The following is a 17,491-nucleotide window of genomic DNA, read 5'->3' as shown; positions in this document are numbered from 1 at the left end:
ACAGGGGTGACCATCTAGCCTAACCCGCCGAGAGGTCAGGCTCCGCCGCCCGCTCCCACAGCCTGGGCAGCCTCCGCTCCTCGTCGGCTGCGGCCGCCTGCTCCTGGCCGTACAGCAGGCCCCAGGTGAAGGCCGTCTCCCCGGCGGCGTGCGCCTGGATCGCGATCTGGCGCAGGGTCTCGCGGGCGACGACCGAGTCCTGGTGCTCACCGAGCAGGGTCTGCACCTTCTTCATCCGCTTGGCGAACTTCGTGGCCTGCTTGCCGAGCGCGGGCACGGCCGTCTCCCCCGCGTACCGGGCGCGCTTGGCCGCCTTGCGGGCCTCGTGCAGCGCGAGGTCGCGGTCCGTGCCGGGCGGCAGCGACAGGGCGTGCTCGATGCGGGTGGCGAGCCGGGCGTGGTCCTTGAGGGCGGCCTTGGCGAGGGCGCCCGTGGCGGGCTTGGCGGCCCGCGGCAGCAGCGCCGGATCGGCGAGCAGCGCGTCGAGGGCTTCGAGCAGGTCGAGGTAGCGCTTGCCGTCGAGCACGGCGACCGTGTGGCGGCGCGAGCCCTGGCGCCGGGCCACCGCCCAGATCCGCAGCCGGCCGCGGACCGGCCCGAGCAGCAGGGTGCGCGGCACGGCGTCGATCCGCGCGGTGAGCCGCTCGGTGAGCACCTCGCGGTCCCGGTCGATGCCCAGCTCGGCGGCGAGCCACTTCAGCTCCTCGCCGACGGGCGCGGTGACGGCCGGGTCGAGCACCTTCTTGTACGTCTTGAACGCGCTGCGCATCCGGCGGGTGGCCACGCGCATCTGGTGCACCGAGTCGGGCAGGTCGCGGCGCACGGCGGGGTCGAGCTCGACGAGGGCGTCGCGCTGGGCGCGCAGATGGGCGAGGACGTGGTCGCCGGCGGTGTCCGCTCCCGCTCTGGCGGACGTCTCCCGCTCCGTACGGCGCGTGGCTCCGGTCTCCTCCAGGGCGCGGGCCAGCTTCGAGGTGGCGGCGGAGCGCTCGACGCCGGCCTTGCGGAGGCGTTTCTCGACCTTGCCGAGGAAGGCCGGGTCGGCGCCGTCCGCGAGTTCGACCTCGATCTCGGTCCAGGCGGTGGTGCGCTCGCCGTCGGGCCGTTCGGCGCGGACGGCGTCGACGCACACCTCGGCGAGGAGTGAGCCGTCGGCTCCGGTCAGGTGGGACACGTCCCGCGACGACCGGAGCCGGACGACGGGGATGAGCTCGTCGCCGCGGACCCGGGAGCGGACGAGGCCCGCGAGGGTGCGGGGGAGGGTGGCAGAGGGCGGGGCCTGGACCTCGTCGCGGACGCCCTCGCTCAGTGCGACCGGGAGTTTGAGGTGCCAGCCCGCGTCGGCGCCGCCGCTGCGGTGGCGCAGGGTGATGCTGTCCGTGGCGAGGCGCTGGTCCTCGGTGTCGTAGTAGACGGCGTCGAGTTCGACGACGCCCTTGTCGATGACGGCCTCTACGCCGGGGACCTTGAGCAGGTCGGGCAGCCGGAAGTGGTCGGTCGGGGCGTCGTACTTTCGCTCGATCTCGCGCTTTGTCTCCGCCATGACCTGAATTTAGGCGTAACCGGCACCGGCGCCAAGGTCTCGGGGCTCCGCCCCGGACCCCGCGCCTCAATCGCCGGCGGGGCTATTTATAGCCCCTGCGGCGATTGAGCAGGCCCGTCCGGCAGGACTTTCGGGAAGGGGCGGGGTGGGGCAGACAACCCCGCCGCAGCCTCACGCCGACATCGGCCTCTGCACCTTGATCGATTGCAATAGGCCCACCGCCACCCACACCGCGAACATCGATGAACCGCCGTACGACACGAACGGGAGCGGGAGGCCCGCCACCGGCATGATGCCCAGCGTCATGCCGACGTTCTCGAACGCCTGGAACGCGAACCAGGCGATGATGCCGGCCGCCACGATCGTGCCGTACAGCTCACTCGTGCCGCGCGCGATCTTGCACGCCCGCCACAACAGCACGCCGAGCAGCAGCAGGATCAGGCCCGCGCCCAGAAAGCCGAGCTCCTCGCCGGCCACCGTGAACACGAAGTCCGTCTGCTGTTCCGGCACGAACTGGCCGGTGGTCTGCGAGCCGTGGAAGAGGCCCGCGCCGGAGAGCCCGCCCGAACCGATCGCGATGCGCGCCTGGTTGGTGTTGTAGCCGACGCCCGCCGGGTCGAGCGCGGGGTTGGCGAAGGCCGCGAAGCGGGCGATCTGGTAGTCGTCCAGGACGCCGAGCTTCCAGATGGCCACCGCGCCCGCCGCGCCGACACCGATGAGGCCGAGCACCCACCGGTTCGAGGCGCCCGACGCGAGCAGCACGCCGAGCACGATCATCACCATCACCATGACGGACCCGAGGTCCGGCATCAGCATGACGACCAGCATCGGGACGGCGGCGAGGCCGAGGGCCTGCAGCACCGTGCGGTGGTCGGGATGTTCGCGGTCGCCCGCGTCGACGCGGGTCGCGAGCAGCATCGCCATGCCCAGGATGATCGTGATCTTCACGAACTCGGAGGGCTGGAGCGAGAATCCGCCGCCGACGACGATCCAGGCGTGCGCCCCGTTCACGGTCGCGCCGAGCGGGGTGAGCACGAGGAGGACGAGGAAGACGGAGATGCCGTACAGGATCGGGACGGCCGTGCGCAGCGTGCGGTGGCCGAGCCAGATCGTGCCCGCCATCAGCGCGACGCCGATGCCGGTGTTCATCAGGTGCCGGAACAGGAAGTAGTAGGGATCGCCCTGGTTGAGCTCGGTCCTGTTGCGGGTCGCCGAGAAGACGAGCGCGGCGCCGATGAACGACAGCGCGATCGCCGACAGCAGTATCGGCCAGTCGAGCCTGCGCACCACCGAGTCGCGGGCCATGAGCCGCGTCATGGTGGAACGCTGCGGCCCGTAGCCGGAGACGGAGAAGCCATTGCCGGTCACGGGTCAGTCCCTCCTGCTGTTTCCGTACGAGGAGGTGGGCAGCGTCGCCGCCAGCTCCTGCTGGTCGGGCGTCGTGTCCCTGCCCGGCTGGAACGGCTTGATCTCCGGGGCGTCGATCGAACCGTCCTTCTGGATCTTCGGCAGGTTCTTCTCCGGCTCGGGCAGCAGGGCCTTCTTCTTGTTGATGCCGCCCTTGTTGTCGACGCCGTAGAGCGCGTCGTAGATCTTGCGGACGGCGGGGCCGGAGGCTCCGGAACCCGTACCACCCTGGGCGATCGTCATGACGACCGAGTAGTCCTTCGTGTACGTGGCGAACCACGACGTCGTCTGCTTGCCGTAGACCTCGGCGGTACCGGTCTTGGCGTGCATCGGGATCTTGTTCTGCGGCCAGCCGCCGAAGCGCCAGGCGGCGGTGCCCCGGGTCGCCACGCCCGCGAGGGCCTGGTCGATGTGGCGCTGGGTCTGCTTGGTCATGGGCAGCTTGCCCTGTGCCTTCGGCGCGATCTCGTTGACCTGCTTGCCGTCGGGGCTGATCACGGCCTTGCCGACCGCGGGCTGGTAGAGGGTGCCGCCGTTGGAGATGGCGCCGTAGATCCTGGCCATCTGGATCGGGGTGACGAGCGTGTCGCCCTGGCCGATGGAGTAGTTGACCTCGTCACCGGCGCGCATCACGTTGCCCTGGCGGCAGTTCTCCCAGTTGAGCCGCTCGACGTAGGAGCCGTCCCGCTTGCCGCCCTTGCACCAGGCGTCCTTGTTGGCCTTCCAGTACTGCTGCTTCCACTTCCGGTCGGGCACCCGGCCGTTGACCTCGTTGGGCAGGTCGATGCCGGTCTCCTTGCCGAGACCGAACTGGTGGGCCGTCTTGTAGAAGGAGTCGTCGGTGTTGACGCCGCCCTTGGGGTGGATGCCGCCGAGCTTCTGCCACTCCTTGTGGGCGAGGCCGTAGAAGACGGTGTCGCAGGAGACCTCGAGAGCGCGGCCGAGGCTGATCGGGCCGAAGTTCTCCGACTCGAAGTTCTTGAAGACCTGGCTGCCGATCGAGTACGAGCTGGTGCACGGGTAGCGGCCGTTGAACGGGTAGCCGGCGTTGACCGCGGCGGTCGACGAGATGACCTTGAAGATCGAGCCGGGCGCCGACTGGCCCTGGATCGCCCGGTTGAGCAGCGGGTAGTTGGACTTCTTGCCGGTGAGCTTGGAGTAGTCCTTGCCGGAGATGCCGCCGACCCAGGCGTTCGGGTCGTACGTCGGGTTGGAGGCCATGGCGACGACGCGGCCGGTCTTGGCCTCCATCACGACGACCGAGCCGGCGTCGGCCTTGTAGTTGGTGCCCGTGTTCTTGTCGAACTCGTGGCGGGCGGCCTTCATCGCCGCGTTCAGCTCCTTCTCGGCGACGGACTGCACGCGGGCGTCTATCGACGTGACGACGTTCGCCCCGGGCTCGGCCTTGTCGCTCTCGGCGCGGCCGATGACGCGGCCGAGGTTGTCGACCTCGTAGCGGGTGACGCCGGCCTTGCCGCGCAGGTCCTTGTCGTACGTGCGCTCCAGGCCGCTGCGGCCGACCTGGTCGGAGCGCAGGTAGGGCGAGTCGGAGTTCTTGGCCTTCTCGATCTCCGCGTCGGTGACCGGGGAGAGATAGCCGAGGACCTGTGCGGTGTTGGAGCCGCCGGGTCCCGCGTAGCGCCGCACGGCGGTCGGTTCGGCGGTGATGCCGGGGAAGTCCTCGCTGCGCTCGCGGATCTGCAGCGCCTGCTTGGGCGTGGCCTCGTCGGTGATCGGGATCGGCTGGTACGGCGAGCCGTTCCAGCAGGGCTGCGGCGTCTTCGCGTCGCAGAGCCGGACCTTCTCCTCGACGGTCTTGGCCTGGAGACCGAGGACCTTGGCGAGCTTGGCGAGGACGGCCTTGCCCTCGTCGTCCATCTTCATCAGGTCGGTGCGGGAGGCGGAGACCACCAGCCGGGTCTCGTTGTCGGCGAGCGGGATGCCGCGGGCGTCGAGGAGGGAGCCGCGGGTGGCGGGCGTGACGACCTGCTGGACGTGGTTCCCGGAGGCCTCCTTGGCGTACTCGTCGCCATTGCGGATCTGGAGGTACCAGAGGCGGCCGCCGAGGGTGAGCAGGAGGGAGAGGACGAGGATCTGGAGGATGATGAGGCGGATCTGGACGCGTGGAGTGCGGCCCGTCTCGGGAATGTTGGTCATGGGCGCAGCCCATTCGCTGGAAGGGCGGTGGTGGGCGACGGGTGGGCGGTCACGGTGGCGTGCTCCCCCTCTCAGTACGTGTACGAGTGCGGCCAGTGGTACGTGTACACGCTGAACCTGTGCGCGTACGCCACCCGGGTGGTCAACTGCCGTGCGCTCACAGGCGTTTGACCCCCTTGATGCGGCCCGCACGGGAAGCGCGCGCCTTGGCCGTCCGCATCCGCAGGCCGCCGCTCTTGCCACCAATGCTCAGGCCCGTGCCACCGCCGGAGAGCCAGCCGGAGGAGACGTCGGCGGCCTTGGCGGAGCCGCCGGAGGTCTCGCCCAGCGGATCGTTCTCGGCGCGTCTGGCGAGCGCCATCACGCCGGGTACGACGAAGGGCGCGAGCAGCAGGTCGTAGAGCGCGGCGGTGAAGATGAGGCTGCCGAGGCCGACGTCGCGGGCGGCGGTGTCGCCGACGAGCGCGCCCACGCCCGCGTACAGCAGGGTCGTGCCGATGGCGGCGCCGACGACGACGAGCATGGGTCCTGCCGCCGAACGCAGCTGGCCGCTGTCGGGCTTGGCGAGGCCCGCCAGATAGCCGATGACGCAGAGCACGAGGGCGTAGCGGCCGGCGGCGTGGTCGGCGGGCGGGGCGAGGTCGGCGAGGAGTCCCGCGCCGAAGCCGACGAAGGCGCCGCCCACGTGTCCGTACACGAGGGCGAGGCCGAGGACGGTGAGGAGCATCAGGTCCGGGACGGCGCCGGGCAGTTGCAGCCGGGCCAGGACACAGACCTGGAGGACGAGGGCCACGACGACAAGGACCGTGGAGAGCAGCATTCGGTTGAAGCGCATGATTCCTTGCTCCTCCTGCTACTGCTGCTGGTCTGCGTTGTTGTCTGCGGCGTTCTCGCCGTTGCCGTTGGCCTCGGCGTTGCCATTGCCGTTGCCGTCCGCGCCCGGGGTGGCCGTCACGGTCACGGTGGGCGTCGGCTTGGGCTTGGCGGGTTTCTTCGGCAGCACCGTGTCCCGCGGGTCGGTGCGCGGCGCCTGCACGACGACACCGACGATGTCGAGCTTGGTGAAGCCGACGTACGGCTTCACGTAGACGGTGCGGGTGAGGTCGCCGCCGGAGGGGTCGACGCGGACGACGCGGCCGACCGGGACGCCGGGCACGAACGGCTTGTCGGCCTGCGAGCCGAAGGTGACGAGCCGCTCGCCCTTGCTCACCTTGGCCTTGCCGTTGAGGAGCTGGACGCGCAGCGGGCGGTCGCCCTGCCCGGAGGCGAAGCCGAGCTCGTCGGACTTCTCCATGCGGGTGCCGACGGTGAAGTCGGGGTCGTTGGCGAGCAGCACGGTGGCGGTGTTCGGGCCGGCGGTCGTCACACGGCCGACGAGTCCGTCGCCGTTCAGCACCGTCATGTCGCGCTTGATGCCGTCATTGGCGCCCGCGTCGATGGTCACGGTCCAGGAGAAGCCCTGCGCCGAGCCGATGGCGATGACCTGGGCGCCCTTGATGCCGTACTGGCCCGCGCCCGCCGTCTTCAGCATGGCGTCGAGCTGGCGGACCTTGCTGCGGTTGCGGTCGCCGCTGCCGAGCTTGGCCTTCAACGCGGCGTTCTCGTGCTCCAGTTCACCGATGCGGTTGTGCCGCTTGTCGGAGTCGCGGACCGCGCTTATGGCGTTGCCGATCGGGTCGACCGCGCCGGACACCCCGTTCTCCACGGGGCCGAAGACCGTGGCGGCCGCGTGCCGGGCACCGTCGACCGGCGAGTCCTCGCCGCCGCGGATGTCCACCGTGATCAGTGCGAACGCGATGGCGATCAGCAGCACCAGGAGCAGCCGACTCTCTCGTGTGTCCCTCACGTGCGGCGGCCGTGCCTTCCTCTGTCGATTGAGTCGAGCGGTGCTCGGCCGTGCCGAGCGATGCTGCGGAGGATTTCTTATGCCTTGCCTATATATCAACGATCCGCCGCACGAGGTGGCAGGCACTCGTACGGCGGACGTTTTCGCTTCAGATCATCTGCGCGGCGAAGCGTCCAGAACCTGCTGGAGCGCCTCGAACTCCTCGACGCACTTGCCGGAACCGAGCGCCACACTGTCGAGCGGGTCCTCGGCGATGTGGATCGGCATGCCGGTCTCGCGGCGCAGCCGTTCGTCGAGGCCGCGCAGCAGGGCGCCGCCACCGGTGAGAACGATGCCGCGGTCCATTACGTCACCGGACAGTTCGGGCGGGCACTTGTCGAGGGTGGTCTTCACGGCGTCGACGATCGCGTTGACCGGTTCCTCGATCGCCTTGCGGACTTCCGCCGCCGAGATGACGACGGTCTTCGGCAGCCCTGACACGAGGTCACGGCCGCGGATCTCGGTGTGTTCGTCGGAGTCGAGGTCGTACGCGGAGCCGATCGTGATCTTGATCTGTTCGGCGGTGCGCTCACCGAGGAGGAGCGAGTACTCCTTCTTGATGTGCTGGATGATCGCGTTGTCCAGCTCGTCGCCCGCGACGCGGATGGACTGCGCCGTGACGATTCCGCCGAGCGAGATCACCGCGACCTCGGTGGTGCCGCCACCGATGTCGACCACCATGTTGCCCGTGGCCTCGTGGACCGGGAGCCCGGAGCCGATGGCCGCGGCCATGGGCTCCTCGATGATGTGCACCTGGCGGGCACCGGCCTGCGAGGAGGCCTCGATGACCGCGCGGCGCTCGACACCGGTGATGCCGGACGGCACGCAGACGACGACACGAGGCCGGGCGAGGTAGCGCCGCTTGTGCACCTTCAGGATGAAGTAGCGGAGCATGCGCTCGGTGATCTCGAAGTCGGCGATCACGCCGTCCTTCAGCGGGCGGACCGCCACGATGTTGCCCGGCGTGCGCCCGATCATCTTCTTGGCTTCGGCGCCGACCGCGAGGATGCCGCCGGTGTTGGTGTTGATAGCGACCACGGACGGCTCATTGAGCACGATCCCTCGACCCCTGACGTACACCAGCGTGTTGGCGGTCCCGAGGTCGACAGCCATGTCACGGCCGATGAACGACATTGAGTTCCCCATCAGGATTCGTCTGGCCTTCCCAAGTGGAGCGTTTGATGGCTTGTCAGGTAGGCGAGAGGTGGACGCGTGTGGCGTGGAGGCTCCATCGTAGTCTCGCCTGCACGATCACGGCGCGAGGGTCTTCGCCATTGTCAGCATGGGAGTCCCTGCCCCGCTAATGGGGACGTCCCGACGGAGGAGTGCGTTCCCCCGATTGGGCCGCATATGCAAAAGAGCGGCCCGAATTCTCGGGCCGCTCCTGGTCAGTGGCGCTCCGTGACTGACACTGCATCAGAAAACGAACTCGCCGGTCTCATGGAGCGGACACCGGGTGTCTCACGGGAGTGAGTCGAAGTCCGGAATACGAGAAGACCGGAAAAGCGACCCGTCACGCGAAATCGGGGAAGAAAAGCTTCAGCTCGCGCGCCGCGGACTCCTCGGAGTCGGAGGCGTGGATCAGGTTCTCACGGACGATGGTGCCGAGGTCGCCGCGGATCGAACCGGGGGCGGCGGCGATCGGGTCCGTGGGACCGGCCAGCTGGCGTACGCCCTCGATCACCCGCTCGCCCTCGACGACCAGGGAGACCACCGGCCCGGAGGACATGAAGTCGACCAGCGGCTCGTAGAACGGCTTGCCCTTGTGCTCGCCGTAGTGCGCCTCCAGCGTCTCCTGGCTCAGGCTGCGCAGTTCGAGCGCGCTGATCGTCCAGCCGGCCTTGCGCTCGATGCGGCCGATGATCTCGCCGATCAGGCCGCGGCGGACGGCGTCGGGCTTGAGCAGGACGAGCGTGCGCTGGGTCATTCGCGGGACTCCTTGTAGGCCTAGTGTGCGGTGACGCCCGAGGTTACAGGGCGTGACCATCGCCGCGGCAGGCGGGCGGGCGCCGGGGCCTGGCCGGGGCTGGGCCCAACCCCGGGGCTCTGCCCCGGACCCCGCTGCTCAATCGCCGCAGGGGCTGGATTTGGCGCCGCACGCCTCAAGCCTGGCCGGCCTGGGCTGCGAAGCGGGCCTTTGCCTCGTCGACCTTGCGGCCGAAGTGGACCGAGGCCCACCACAGGCCCGCGAAGCAGGCGCCGAGGAAGAACATGACCGGGACGAAGAAGCCGCTGATGATCAGGGCGATCTGCAGCGCCCAGCCGAGCTGCACACCGCCGGGCCGCGTCACCATGCCGCACAGCAGCACGCTGAGCAGCATCGCGATGCCGCTCACCGTCCACACCAGGCCGGCCGAGAGGTCGGGGTCCTTCATGGCGACGAGCCCGGCGAAGCCGATGACGAAGAACTCGGCGAGCAGGGTCGAGGAACAGAGAATACGCACGGCGATCAGCCCTTCCCCAGAAGCAGCCGGGCTTCGCCGACCGTGATGACGGAACCGGTGACGAGCACTCCCCCGCCCGCGTACTCGCCCTCTTCCTCGGCGAGCGTGATCGCGGCCTCGATCGCGTCGTCGAGGCGCGGCTCGACCTGGACGCGCTCGTCACCGAAGACCTCCACCGCGATGCCCGCCAACTCGTCGGCGTCCATGGCCCGGTGGCTGGAATTCTGCGTGACGACGACCTCCGCGAGGATCGGCTCGAAGGCCTCCAGGAGCCCCCGTACGTTCTTGTCGCCACTGGCGCCGACGACACCGATGAGGCGGCTGAAGTCGAAGACCTCGCCGATCGCCTCGGCGGTGACGCGGGCGCCCGCCGGGTTGTGCGCGGCGTCGAGCACGACCGTCGGCGAGCGGCGCACGATCTCCAGGCGGCCCGGCGACGTGGCCGAGGCGAACGCGGTGCGGATGGTGTCGATGTCGAGCAGGCGCGCGTGCTGCGAGCCGATACCGAAGAACGCCTCGACGGCGGTGAGCGCCACCGCCGCGTTGTGCGCCTGGTGCGCGCCGTGCAGCGGCAGGAAGATGTCCTCGTACTCGCCGCCGAGCCCGCGCAGCGTCACCAACTGGCCGCCGACGGCGACCTCGCGGCGGACGACGCCGAACTCCAGGCCCTCGCGGGCCACCGTCGCGTCCGTCTCCACGGCCTTCTTGAGGATCACCTGCGCCGCGTCCACCGGCTGCTGCGCCATGATCACGGAGGCGTCCTGCTTGATGATCCCGGACTTCTCGCCGGCGATCTCGCCGGGCGTCTCACCGAGCCGGTCGGTGTGGTCGAGGTCGATGGGGGTGATGACCGCGACCGATCCGTCGATCACGTTCGTCGCGTCCCAGCTGCCGCCCATGCCGACCTCGACGACCGCCACGTCCACCGGGGCGTCGGCGAAGGCCGCGTAGGCCATGCCCGTCAGCACCTCGAAGAAGGAGAGGCGGTACTCCTGCTGGGCGTCGACCATCTCGACGTACGGCTTGATGTCGTCGTACGTCTCGATGAAGCGCTCGTGGCCGATCGGGGCGCCGTCCAGGCTGATCCGCTCGGTGATCGACTGGACGTGCGGTGAGGTGTACCGGCCGGTGCGCAGGTCGAAGCCCGTGAGCAGGGCCTCGATCATGCGGGCCGTGGACGTCTTCCCGTTCGTGCCCGTGATGTGGATCGAGGGGTACGCGCGCTGCGGCTCGCCGAGCACGTCCATCAGCGCGGCGATGCGGTCGACGGAGGGCTCCAGCTTCGTCTCGCCCCAGCGCGTGGCGAGCTCCGCCTCCACCACCCGCAGCGCCTTCTCCACCTCGGGGTCCTCCGGGCGGGCCGGGATGCCGTCGCCCTGCGGCGGGGCCGACTGGGTGCGCAGGGTGCGGCTGCCCGCCTCGATCACCGCGAGGTCGGGGTCGCGGGTGGTCTCTTCGCCGACGATCTCTTCGAACTGGTCGGCGTCGTCGGGGTTGTCGGGGGAGCCGTAGTCGCTGCTGTCGCGCGGGGGGAGGTCACTCACATACGCCAGTCTACGGAGGTCCACCGACAGCGTGCCCGACGCCACCCGTCGTCCCCTTTCGGGACTTTCGCCCTGTCCGTTTCGGGACCTTGGTCCCTCCGGAACCGTCTCCCGCCCGGCAAACTTGCTGATCATGGACATAGGCATCGATCTCGGCACCGCCAACACCCTTCTCTACGTGCGCGGTCAGGGCATCGTGCTGAACGAACCCTCGGTCGTCGCCATGAAGGCGGGCGGGCGCGGCGAGGTGCTCGCCGTGGGCAGCGAGGCGAAGGAGACCATCGGGCGCACGCCGGGGTCGATCACCGCGATCCGGCCGCTGCGCGGCGGCGTGATCAGCGACTACGAGGCCGCCGAGGCGATGATCCGGCACTTCGTCCGCAAGGCGGTGCCGGGGCGCCGCCCCCGTATCCGCATGGTGGTGTGCGTGCCCAGCGGGGTCACGCCCGTGGAGCGGCGGGCCATCGAGCACGCGGCGCGGCGGGCCGGGGCGCGGACCGTGCACCTGATCGAGGAGCCGATGGCGGCGGCGATCGGGGCGGGGCTCCCGGTGGCGGATCCGCGCGGGTCGATGGTCGTGGACATCGGCGGCGGCACGAGCGAGGTCGCCGTCATCTCGCTGGGCGGCGTGGTCACTTCGCAGTCCCTGCGGGTCGGCGGCGACCGGTTCGACGAGGCCATCACGGACTACGTGCGCAAGGAGCACGGGCTGCTGATCGGCGAGCGCACGGCCGAGGACATCAAGGTCGCGATCGGCTCGGCGTGGCCGGTGCCCGGCGAGGACTCGTTCGAGATGCGGGCGTTCACCGTGCGGGGGCGGGAGAAGGTGGCGGGCCTCCCGAAGACGCTGGAGCTGACGGTACGTGAGGTGCGGGCCGCGCTCGACGAGCCGGTGGAGGCGGTCATCGCCGCGGTGAAGGCGACGCTGGAGGAGTGTCCTCCGGAGCTGTCGGGGGACGTCATGGAGCACGGGATCGTGCTGACGGGCGGGGGTGCGATGCTGCCGGGCCTCGATCTGCGGATCGCCTCCGGCACGGGGATTCCGGTGTTCGTCGCGGACGATCCGCTGGACAGCGTGGCGCTGGGGTGCGGGAAGTGTGTGGACGACTTCGACGGGTTGCAGCGGATGCTGGCGGCGTGAGTTTTGCGTTGGGGCTGAGTTGGGTTCGCGGGTGCGGTGTTGCTGGGGTTGCGTTTGCGCCCACGCGGCGGAGCCGCACATCGAGACAGCCCCGCGCCCCTGAAGAACAGCCCCTACGTTCTTGCCGGGAAAGTTGCCTCCACCTCGTAGGTGGACTGCTCTGTTCTGCCTGCGTGGAACGTGCCGCCCAGTGACGACACCCGTTCTGCCATGCCCGCCGTGCCCGTACCCGCCGAGACCGGGGGCAGTGTCGGGGCGCTGGGCGCCAGCGGGTTGGTGACCGTGACGCGCAGGCGGTTCGCCGCCACCGTCACGGTCACCGCCACCGGCCGGCCCGGGGCGTGCTTCGCGGCGTTCGTGAGGCACTCCTGGACGACGCGGTAGACCGCGGCCTGGCGCAGCGGGGACTGGGCGCGGGCGGCGGCGTCCACCTCGACGGCGACCTCGTTGCCCGCCGCCGCGCTCTCCTCGGCGAGCCGGGCCAGGGCCTCCAGGCCGGGGGTCGGTGCGCCGCCTCCGGTGCCGCGGCGCACGACGATCTCGTTGAGCAGCAGGTGCGCCCGCCGCGCCGTCTCGGACAGCTCGTCGAAGTCGGTCTCCCAGCGCTCGCCGCGGGCCCGCCGCGACAGCACCTCCGCCCGCACCGACAGCATCGTGAGCTCGCGGCCCACGAAGTCGTGCACGTCGCCCGCGACGTCGGCGCGCTCCTGCTGCACGGCCTGGAGCAGCGCCGTCTCGGTGCCCTTGGCCTCCAGTGCGCGGACGAGGTCGATACGGCGCGCGGCGATGCCGACGCCGGTGGCGAGTACCCCGATGGGCACGGCGAGGGCGAGGAACTGGCTCACGCTCTCGCCGCCGCGGTGCGCGGGCCAGTCGAAGAGCGCGTACGCGGTACAGGCCCAGACGAGATAGCCGCAGCACGCGAGGATGCCGGAGTTGCGGCCCCGGTAGCGGGCCACGGAGTACAGGGCGAACTGGATCAGGGTCACATCGTGCAGCCAGCCGAGGAAGACCATCCCGACGGCGAACGACAGCCAGGGCCCCCACGGCCCGCGCCGGCGCAGCAGCAGCGTCGCGGCGCCGAGGACGAGCACGAGCGTGGCGGACGTGCCGCTGAGCGCGTTGTCCGCCCTGGCGAGGCCGGGGATGTCGAGGCCCATCAGGGCGAAGCAGCCGGCGGCCGTGACGAGGTCGACGGCGTGCGGGGTGCCGCGCCAGCGCTCCAGGCGCGACCAGAGCCGCCCGAGGCGACGGCCCGCGGCGGCCGTCGCGGCCCCGCTCGCCGCCTCTGCGTCGGCCCCGTCGTGCATGCGCCTCATCTCCGTGCGACCGCGCCCGATATGCCCCTTCTTACCTTGATCCGGCATGCCGGGGCATCTCGTGGCCGGCCACGGGAACGCCGTGCGGCGGCCCCACCCTCGTCGAGCGCTCGGGATACGCGGTGGTCTCGTCGGCCCCGCGGCGGCCCGCATCGGTGCTCAGGACGGCTCGGGGCGTCGCGCCGACAGCAGGGTCAGTCGTTCGACGCGGCGGGCCCCGAAACCCAAAGGTTTCGGGGCCCGCCGCGTCGATGACTCACGCTGCTACGCCTGCGGCAGCCGGTCCAGCTGGGCCTGGATCCGGGCGATGTCCTCGTCCGCCTTGGCGAGCCGGCCCTTGATCTTGTCGACCACCTGGTCCGGGGCCTTGGCGAGGAACGCCTCGTTGCCGAGCTTGCCCTCGGACTGCGCCTTGTCCTTCTCTGCGGCGGCGAGGTCCTTGGCGAGGCGCTTGCGCTCGGCGGCCACGTCGATCGCACCGGACAGGTCGAGCGCCACCTCGGCGCCCGCGACCGGCAGCGTGGCGGTGGCGGTGAAGCCCTCGCCCTCCGGCTGCAGCTTGAGCAGCTGGCGGATGGCCGGCTCGTGCGCGGCGAGCGCGGTGCCGTCCAGGGTCAGGCGGGCCGGGACGCGCTGGCCCGCCTTGAGGCCCTGGTCGCCCTTGAAGCGGCGGACCTCGGTGACGACCTGCTGGAGCGTCGCGATCTCCTGCTCGGCGGCGTCGTCGCGGAAGCCACTGTCCTTCGGCCAGTCGGCGATGACGACCGACTCACCGCCCGTGAGCGTCGTCCACAGCGTCTCGGTGACGAACGGGACGATCGGGTGCAGCAGCCGCAGCATGACGTCGAGGACCTCACCGAGGACCCGGCCCGACACCTTGGCCGGCTCGCCGCCCGCCATGAACGTCGTCTTCGACAGCTCGACGTACCAGTCGAAGACCTCGTCCCACGCGTAGTGGAAGAGCGAGTCGGAGAGCTTCGCGAACTGGTAGTCCTCGTAGAACGCGTCGACCTCGGCGACCGTCTTGTTGAGACGGGAGAGGATCCAGCGGTCCGTCGCCGTCATCTCGGACGGCTCCGGCAGCGGGCCCTCGACGGTCGCGCCGTTCATGAGCGCGAAGCGCGTCGCGTTCCAGATCTTGTTGGCGAAGTTCCGGGACGCCTGGACCCAGTCCTCGCCGATCGGGACGTCGATACCGGGGTTCGCGCCGCGGGCGAGCGTGAAGCGCAGCGCGTCGGAGCCGTAGGTGTCCATCCAGTCCAGCGGGTTGACCGCGTTGCCGAACGACTTGGACATCTTCTTGCCGTGCTCGTCACGGACCATGCCGTGGAACGCGATGGTCTTGAAGGGGACCTCGCCGTCCATCACGTACAGGCCGAACATCATCATCCGGGCGACCCAGAAGAACATCAGGTCGTAGCCGGTGACCATGGCCGAGTTCGGATAGAACTTCGCCAGGTCCTCGGTCTGCTCGGGCCAGCCCAGCGTGGAGAACGGCCACAGGCCGGACGAGAACCAGGTGTCCAGGACGTCCGTGTCCTGGTGCCAGCCCTCGCCGCTCGGCGGCTGCTCGTCGGGGCCGACGCACACGATCTCGCCGTTCGGGCCGTGCCAGACGGGGATGCGGTGGCCCCACCACAGCTGGCGCGAGATGCACCAGTCGTTGAGATTGTCGACCCAGTCGAAGTAGCGCTGCGTCAGGTCGGCGGGGTGGATGTTCGTCCGGCCGTCGCGGACCGCGTCGCCGGCCGCCTTGGCGAGCGGCTCGACCTTGACCCACCACTGCAGCGACAGGCGCGGCTCCAGGGTCGTCTTGCAGCGCGAGCAGTGGCCGACGCTGTGCACGTACGGCCGCTTCTCGGCGACGATCCGGCCCTCGGCCCGCAGCGCGGCGACGATCGCGGAGCGCGCCTCGAAGCGGTCGAGCCCCTCGAAGGGACCGTGCGCGGTGATGATGCCGCGCTCGTCCAGAACCTCCAGCGCCTCGAGGTCGTGGCGCTGACCGATCGCGAAGTCGTTCGGGTCGTGCGCGGGCGTGACCTTGACGGCTCCGGTGCCGAACTCCGGGTCGACGTGCGTGTCCGCGACGACGGGGATCGAGCGCCCGGTCAGCGGCAGCTTGATCCGCTTGCCGATCAGGTGCGCGTAGCGCTCGTCGTCCGGGTGGACGGCGACCGCGGTGTCGCCGAGCATCGTCTCGGCGCGGGTGGTCGCGACGACGATGGTGTCCTCGCCGTCGCCGTACTTCATGGAGACGAGCTCGCCGTCGTCGTCCTGGTAGTCCACCTCGATGTCCGAGATGGCCGTCAGGCAGCGCGGGCACCAGTTGCTGATGCGCTCGGCGCGGTAGATCAGGCCGTCGTCGAACATCTTCTTGAAGACGGTCTGGACCGCGCGGGACAGGCCCTCGTCCATCGTGAAGCGGTCGCGGCTCCACGCCACACCGTTGCCCAGGCGGCGCATCTGACCGGCGATCTGGCCGCCGGACTCGGCCTTCCACTGCCAGACCCGCTCGACGAACGCCTCACGGCCCAGGTCGTGACGGGACAGGCCCTCCTTGGCGAGCTCGCGCTCCACCACGTTCTGCGTGGCGATGCCGGCGTGGTCCATGCCGGGCTGCCACAGCGTCTCGTAGCCCTGCATGCGCTTGCGGCGGGTGAGGGCGTCGATCAGCGTGTGCTCGAAGGCGTGGCCCAGGTGCAGGGAGCCCGTGACGTTCGGCGGCGGGATGACGATCGTGTACGGCGGCTTCTCGCTCTTGGGATCGGCATCGAAGTAACCGCGCTCCACCCAGCGCTCGTACAGCGGCCCCTCTACTTCGGCCGGCGCGTACTGGGTCGGCAGTTCGGAAGTGGGCGCTGGCGTCTGCTGCTGAGAGTTCTCGGTCACGGGGCCAGTTTAGAGGGGTTACAAGCTCGTACTGAAACCGAATCCGGTGGAACGGATCGCACCCACGTACGTCAGGATGTCGGCAGCACATAAGCAACGGGAGGGAACGCCAGTAATGAGCCACAACCAGCCGGGCCCGTACGGGAACCAGCCGCCCCAGCAGCCGGGCCCGTACGGTCAGCCGCCCCAGCAGCCGGGCCCCTACGGTCAGCCGCAGCAGCCGGGTCCGTACGGCCAGCCGCCGCAGGCGCCCCAGCCCGGCTACGGTTACCCGCAGCAGCCGCCCCAGCAGGCACCCCAAGGCGTTCCGCCCCAGCAGCCGCCGGGTCCGTACGGTCAGCCGCCGCAGCAGGCGCCCGGCGGTTACGGCCAGCCCCAGCAGCCGGGCCCGTACGGGCAGCCGCAGCAGGCTCCGTACGGCCAGTACCCGCCGCAGCCGCCCACCGGCGGGGGCGGCAGCAAGAAGGTGCTGGGCATCGTGATCGGCGCGGTCGTCGTGGTGGCGGCGCTCGGGGCCGGGGGCTACTTCATCTTCGGCGGCGGCGACGGCGGCAGTGGCGGCGGGTCCGTGGCGGACGACGGCCAGCACAAGCTGACGACGCCGGCCACGGTCCTCGGCGAGTACCAGAAGAGCAGCTCGAACACCTCCAGCAGCGGCACCTTCAGCGACAGCGACCTCGCGGAGGCCAAGAAGTGGGGCGTGACCGACCCCAAGAGCGTGAACGCCAGCTACAAGGCGGGCTCCGGCACCTCGGTCAAGGCGATCAACTTCGGTGGCGTCTACGGCAAGATCGAGGACCCGGAGAAGGTCGTCGACTCGATGTTCACCGAGATGGAGAAGAAGTCCAAGGCGGACGCGGGCGGCGCGAGCGGCGCCAAGGTCTCCTTCGACGGCTCGCCCCAGAAGTTCGAGCCGGCCGGCTTCAAGAACGGCGTCATGAAGTGCCAGAACGCCAAGTACGAGATGCCCGGCGGCAGTTCGTCCACCGCGGGTGTGCCGTCGAGCTTCAAGATGCCGATGTGCATCTGGGGCGACCACAGCACGGTCACGTACATCGTGTACTCCGACAGCGGCGCCATCATCTCGAAGAAGGAGCAGCCGCTGAGCGAGGCGGCCGACACGACGGCGAAGCTGCGCGACGAGGTCCGCGTCAAGTCCTGA

Annotated in this window: 13 protein-coding genes; 2 read left to right on the top strand and 11 right to left on the bottom strand. The window is 70.2% G+C overall.

The window, feature by feature from the left end; translation table 11 throughout:
- Positions 1-19: 19 nt before the first annotated feature.
- The 9 genes from ACIRHA_RS34585 to ACIRHA_RS34545 form a co-directional block, all read right to left on the bottom strand.
- Positions 20-1,543, bottom strand: coding sequence for a CHAD domain-containing protein (locus tag ACIRHA_RS34585; protein WP_403854084.1), 1,524 nt, complete (start codon positions 1,541-1,543; stop codon positions 20-22).
- 171 nt (positions 1,544-1,714) lie between these two features.
- Positions 1,715-2,911, bottom strand: a complete 1,197-nt coding sequence (gene rodA, locus ACIRHA_RS34580) for a rod shape-determining protein RodA (protein WP_403854082.1) — start codon at positions 2,909-2,911, stop codon at positions 1,715-1,717.
- 3 nt (positions 2,912-2,914) lie between these two features.
- Complete coding sequence (gene mrdA, locus ACIRHA_RS34575) at positions 2,915-5,107, bottom strand: penicillin-binding protein 2 (RefSeq protein ID WP_403854080.1); 2,193 nt, start codon at positions 5,105-5,107, stop codon at positions 2,915-2,917.
- Positions 5,108-5,264: 157 nt separating this feature from the next.
- The gene (gene mreD, locus ACIRHA_RS34570) at positions 5,265-5,942 is read right to left on the bottom strand and encodes a rod shape-determining protein MreD (RefSeq protein WP_403854078.1); all 678 of its coding nucleotides are present in this window, start codon (positions 5,940-5,942) and stop codon (positions 5,265-5,267) included.
- 18 nt (positions 5,943-5,960) lie between these two features.
- Positions 5,961-6,953, bottom strand: a complete 993-nt coding sequence (mreC, locus tag ACIRHA_RS34565) for a rod shape-determining protein MreC (protein ID WP_403854076.1) — start codon at positions 6,951-6,953, stop codon at positions 5,961-5,963.
- 153 nt (positions 6,954-7,106) lie between these two features.
- The gene (locus ACIRHA_RS34560) at positions 7,107-8,126 is read right to left on the bottom strand and encodes a rod shape-determining protein (protein ID WP_266719674.1); all 1,020 of its coding nucleotides are present in this window, start codon (positions 8,124-8,126) and stop codon (positions 7,107-7,109) included.
- 379 nt (positions 8,127-8,505) lie between these two features.
- Complete coding sequence (gene ndk, locus ACIRHA_RS34555; protein WP_403854074.1) at positions 8,506-8,919, bottom strand: nucleoside-diphosphate kinase; 414 nt, start codon at positions 8,917-8,919, stop codon at positions 8,506-8,508.
- A gap of 175 nt (positions 8,920-9,094) precedes the next feature.
- Entirely contained in the window at positions 9,095-9,436 is a 342-nt protein-coding gene (locus ACIRHA_RS34550; RefSeq protein WP_403854072.1) for a DUF4233 domain-containing protein, read from the bottom strand.
- Between the two features lie 5 nt (positions 9,437-9,441).
- Positions 9,442-10,980: a bifunctional folylpolyglutamate synthase/dihydrofolate synthase gene (locus tag ACIRHA_RS34545; RefSeq protein WP_403854070.1), complete on the bottom strand. Its 1,539-nt coding sequence runs from the start codon at positions 10,978-10,980 to the stop codon at positions 9,442-9,444.
- Positions 10,981-11,113: 133 nt separating this feature from the next.
- On the opposite strand from ACIRHA_RS34545, the gene ACIRHA_RS34540 reads away from it, so the two are divergent.
- The gene (locus ACIRHA_RS34540; protein WP_403854068.1) at positions 11,114-12,121 is read left to right on the top strand and encodes a rod shape-determining protein; all 1,008 of its coding nucleotides are present in this window, start codon (positions 11,114-11,116) and stop codon (positions 12,119-12,121) included.
- A 113-nt stretch (positions 12,122-12,234) separates the two neighbouring features.
- Here ACIRHA_RS34540 and ACIRHA_RS34535 read toward each other — a convergent pair whose 3' ends face one another.
- Positions 12,235-13,431, bottom strand: coding sequence for a sensor histidine kinase (locus ACIRHA_RS34535; RefSeq protein ID WP_403854066.1), 1,197 nt, complete (start codon positions 13,429-13,431; stop codon positions 12,235-12,237).
- A 273-nt stretch (positions 13,432-13,704) separates the two neighbouring features.
- A complete protein-coding gene (locus ACIRHA_RS34530; protein WP_403854064.1) occupies positions 13,705-16,329 on the bottom strand; it encodes a valine--tRNA ligase in 2,625 nt (874 codons plus the stop codon).
- Positions 16,330-16,444: 115 nt separating this feature from the next.
- Between ACIRHA_RS34530 and ACIRHA_RS34525 the strand changes: the two genes are divergently transcribed.
- Positions 16,445-17,491, top strand: coding sequence for a hypothetical protein (locus tag ACIRHA_RS34525; protein ID WP_403854062.1), 1,047 nt, complete (start codon positions 16,445-16,447; stop codon positions 17,489-17,491).

The sequence above is a fragment of the Streptomyces sp. NPDC102360 genome (assembly GCF_044766085.1).
Lineage (GTDB): Bacteria > Actinomycetota > Actinomycetes > Streptomycetales > Streptomycetaceae > Streptomyces.
The sequence above is the reverse complement of the archived record's forward strand: the minus strand, read 5'-3'. Positions and strand labels throughout refer to the sequence as shown.

Coding starts and splice junctions, on each gene's coding strand:
- ACIRHA_RS34585 (WP_403854084.1), bottom strand. CDS start 1,543: ATGGCGGAGACAAAGCGCGAGATCGAGCGAAAGTACGACGCCCCGACC.
- mrdA (WP_403854080.1), bottom strand. CDS start 5,107: ATGACCAACATTCCCGAGACGGGCCGCACTCCACGCGTCCAGATCCGC.
- mreD (WP_403854078.1), bottom strand. CDS start 5,942: ATGCGCTTCAACCGAATGCTGCTCTCCACGGTCCTTGTCGTCGTGGCC.
- ACIRHA_RS34560 (WP_266719674.1), bottom strand. CDS start 8,126: ATGTCGTTCATCGGCCGTGACATGGCTGTCGACCTCGGGACCGCCAAC.
- ndk (WP_403854074.1), bottom strand. CDS start 8,919: ATGACCCAGCGCACGCTCGTCCTGCTCAAGCCCGACGCCGTCCGCCGC.
- ACIRHA_RS34540 (WP_403854068.1), top strand. CDS start 11,114: ATGGACATAGGCATCGATCTCGGCACCGCCAACACCCTTCTCTACGTG.
- ACIRHA_RS34535 (WP_403854066.1), bottom strand. CDS start 13,431: ATGCACGACGGGGCCGACGCAGAGGCGGCGAGCGGGGCCGCGACGGCC.
- ACIRHA_RS34525 (WP_403854062.1), top strand. CDS start 16,445: ATGAGCCACAACCAGCCGGGCCCGTACGGGAACCAGCCGCCCCAGCAG.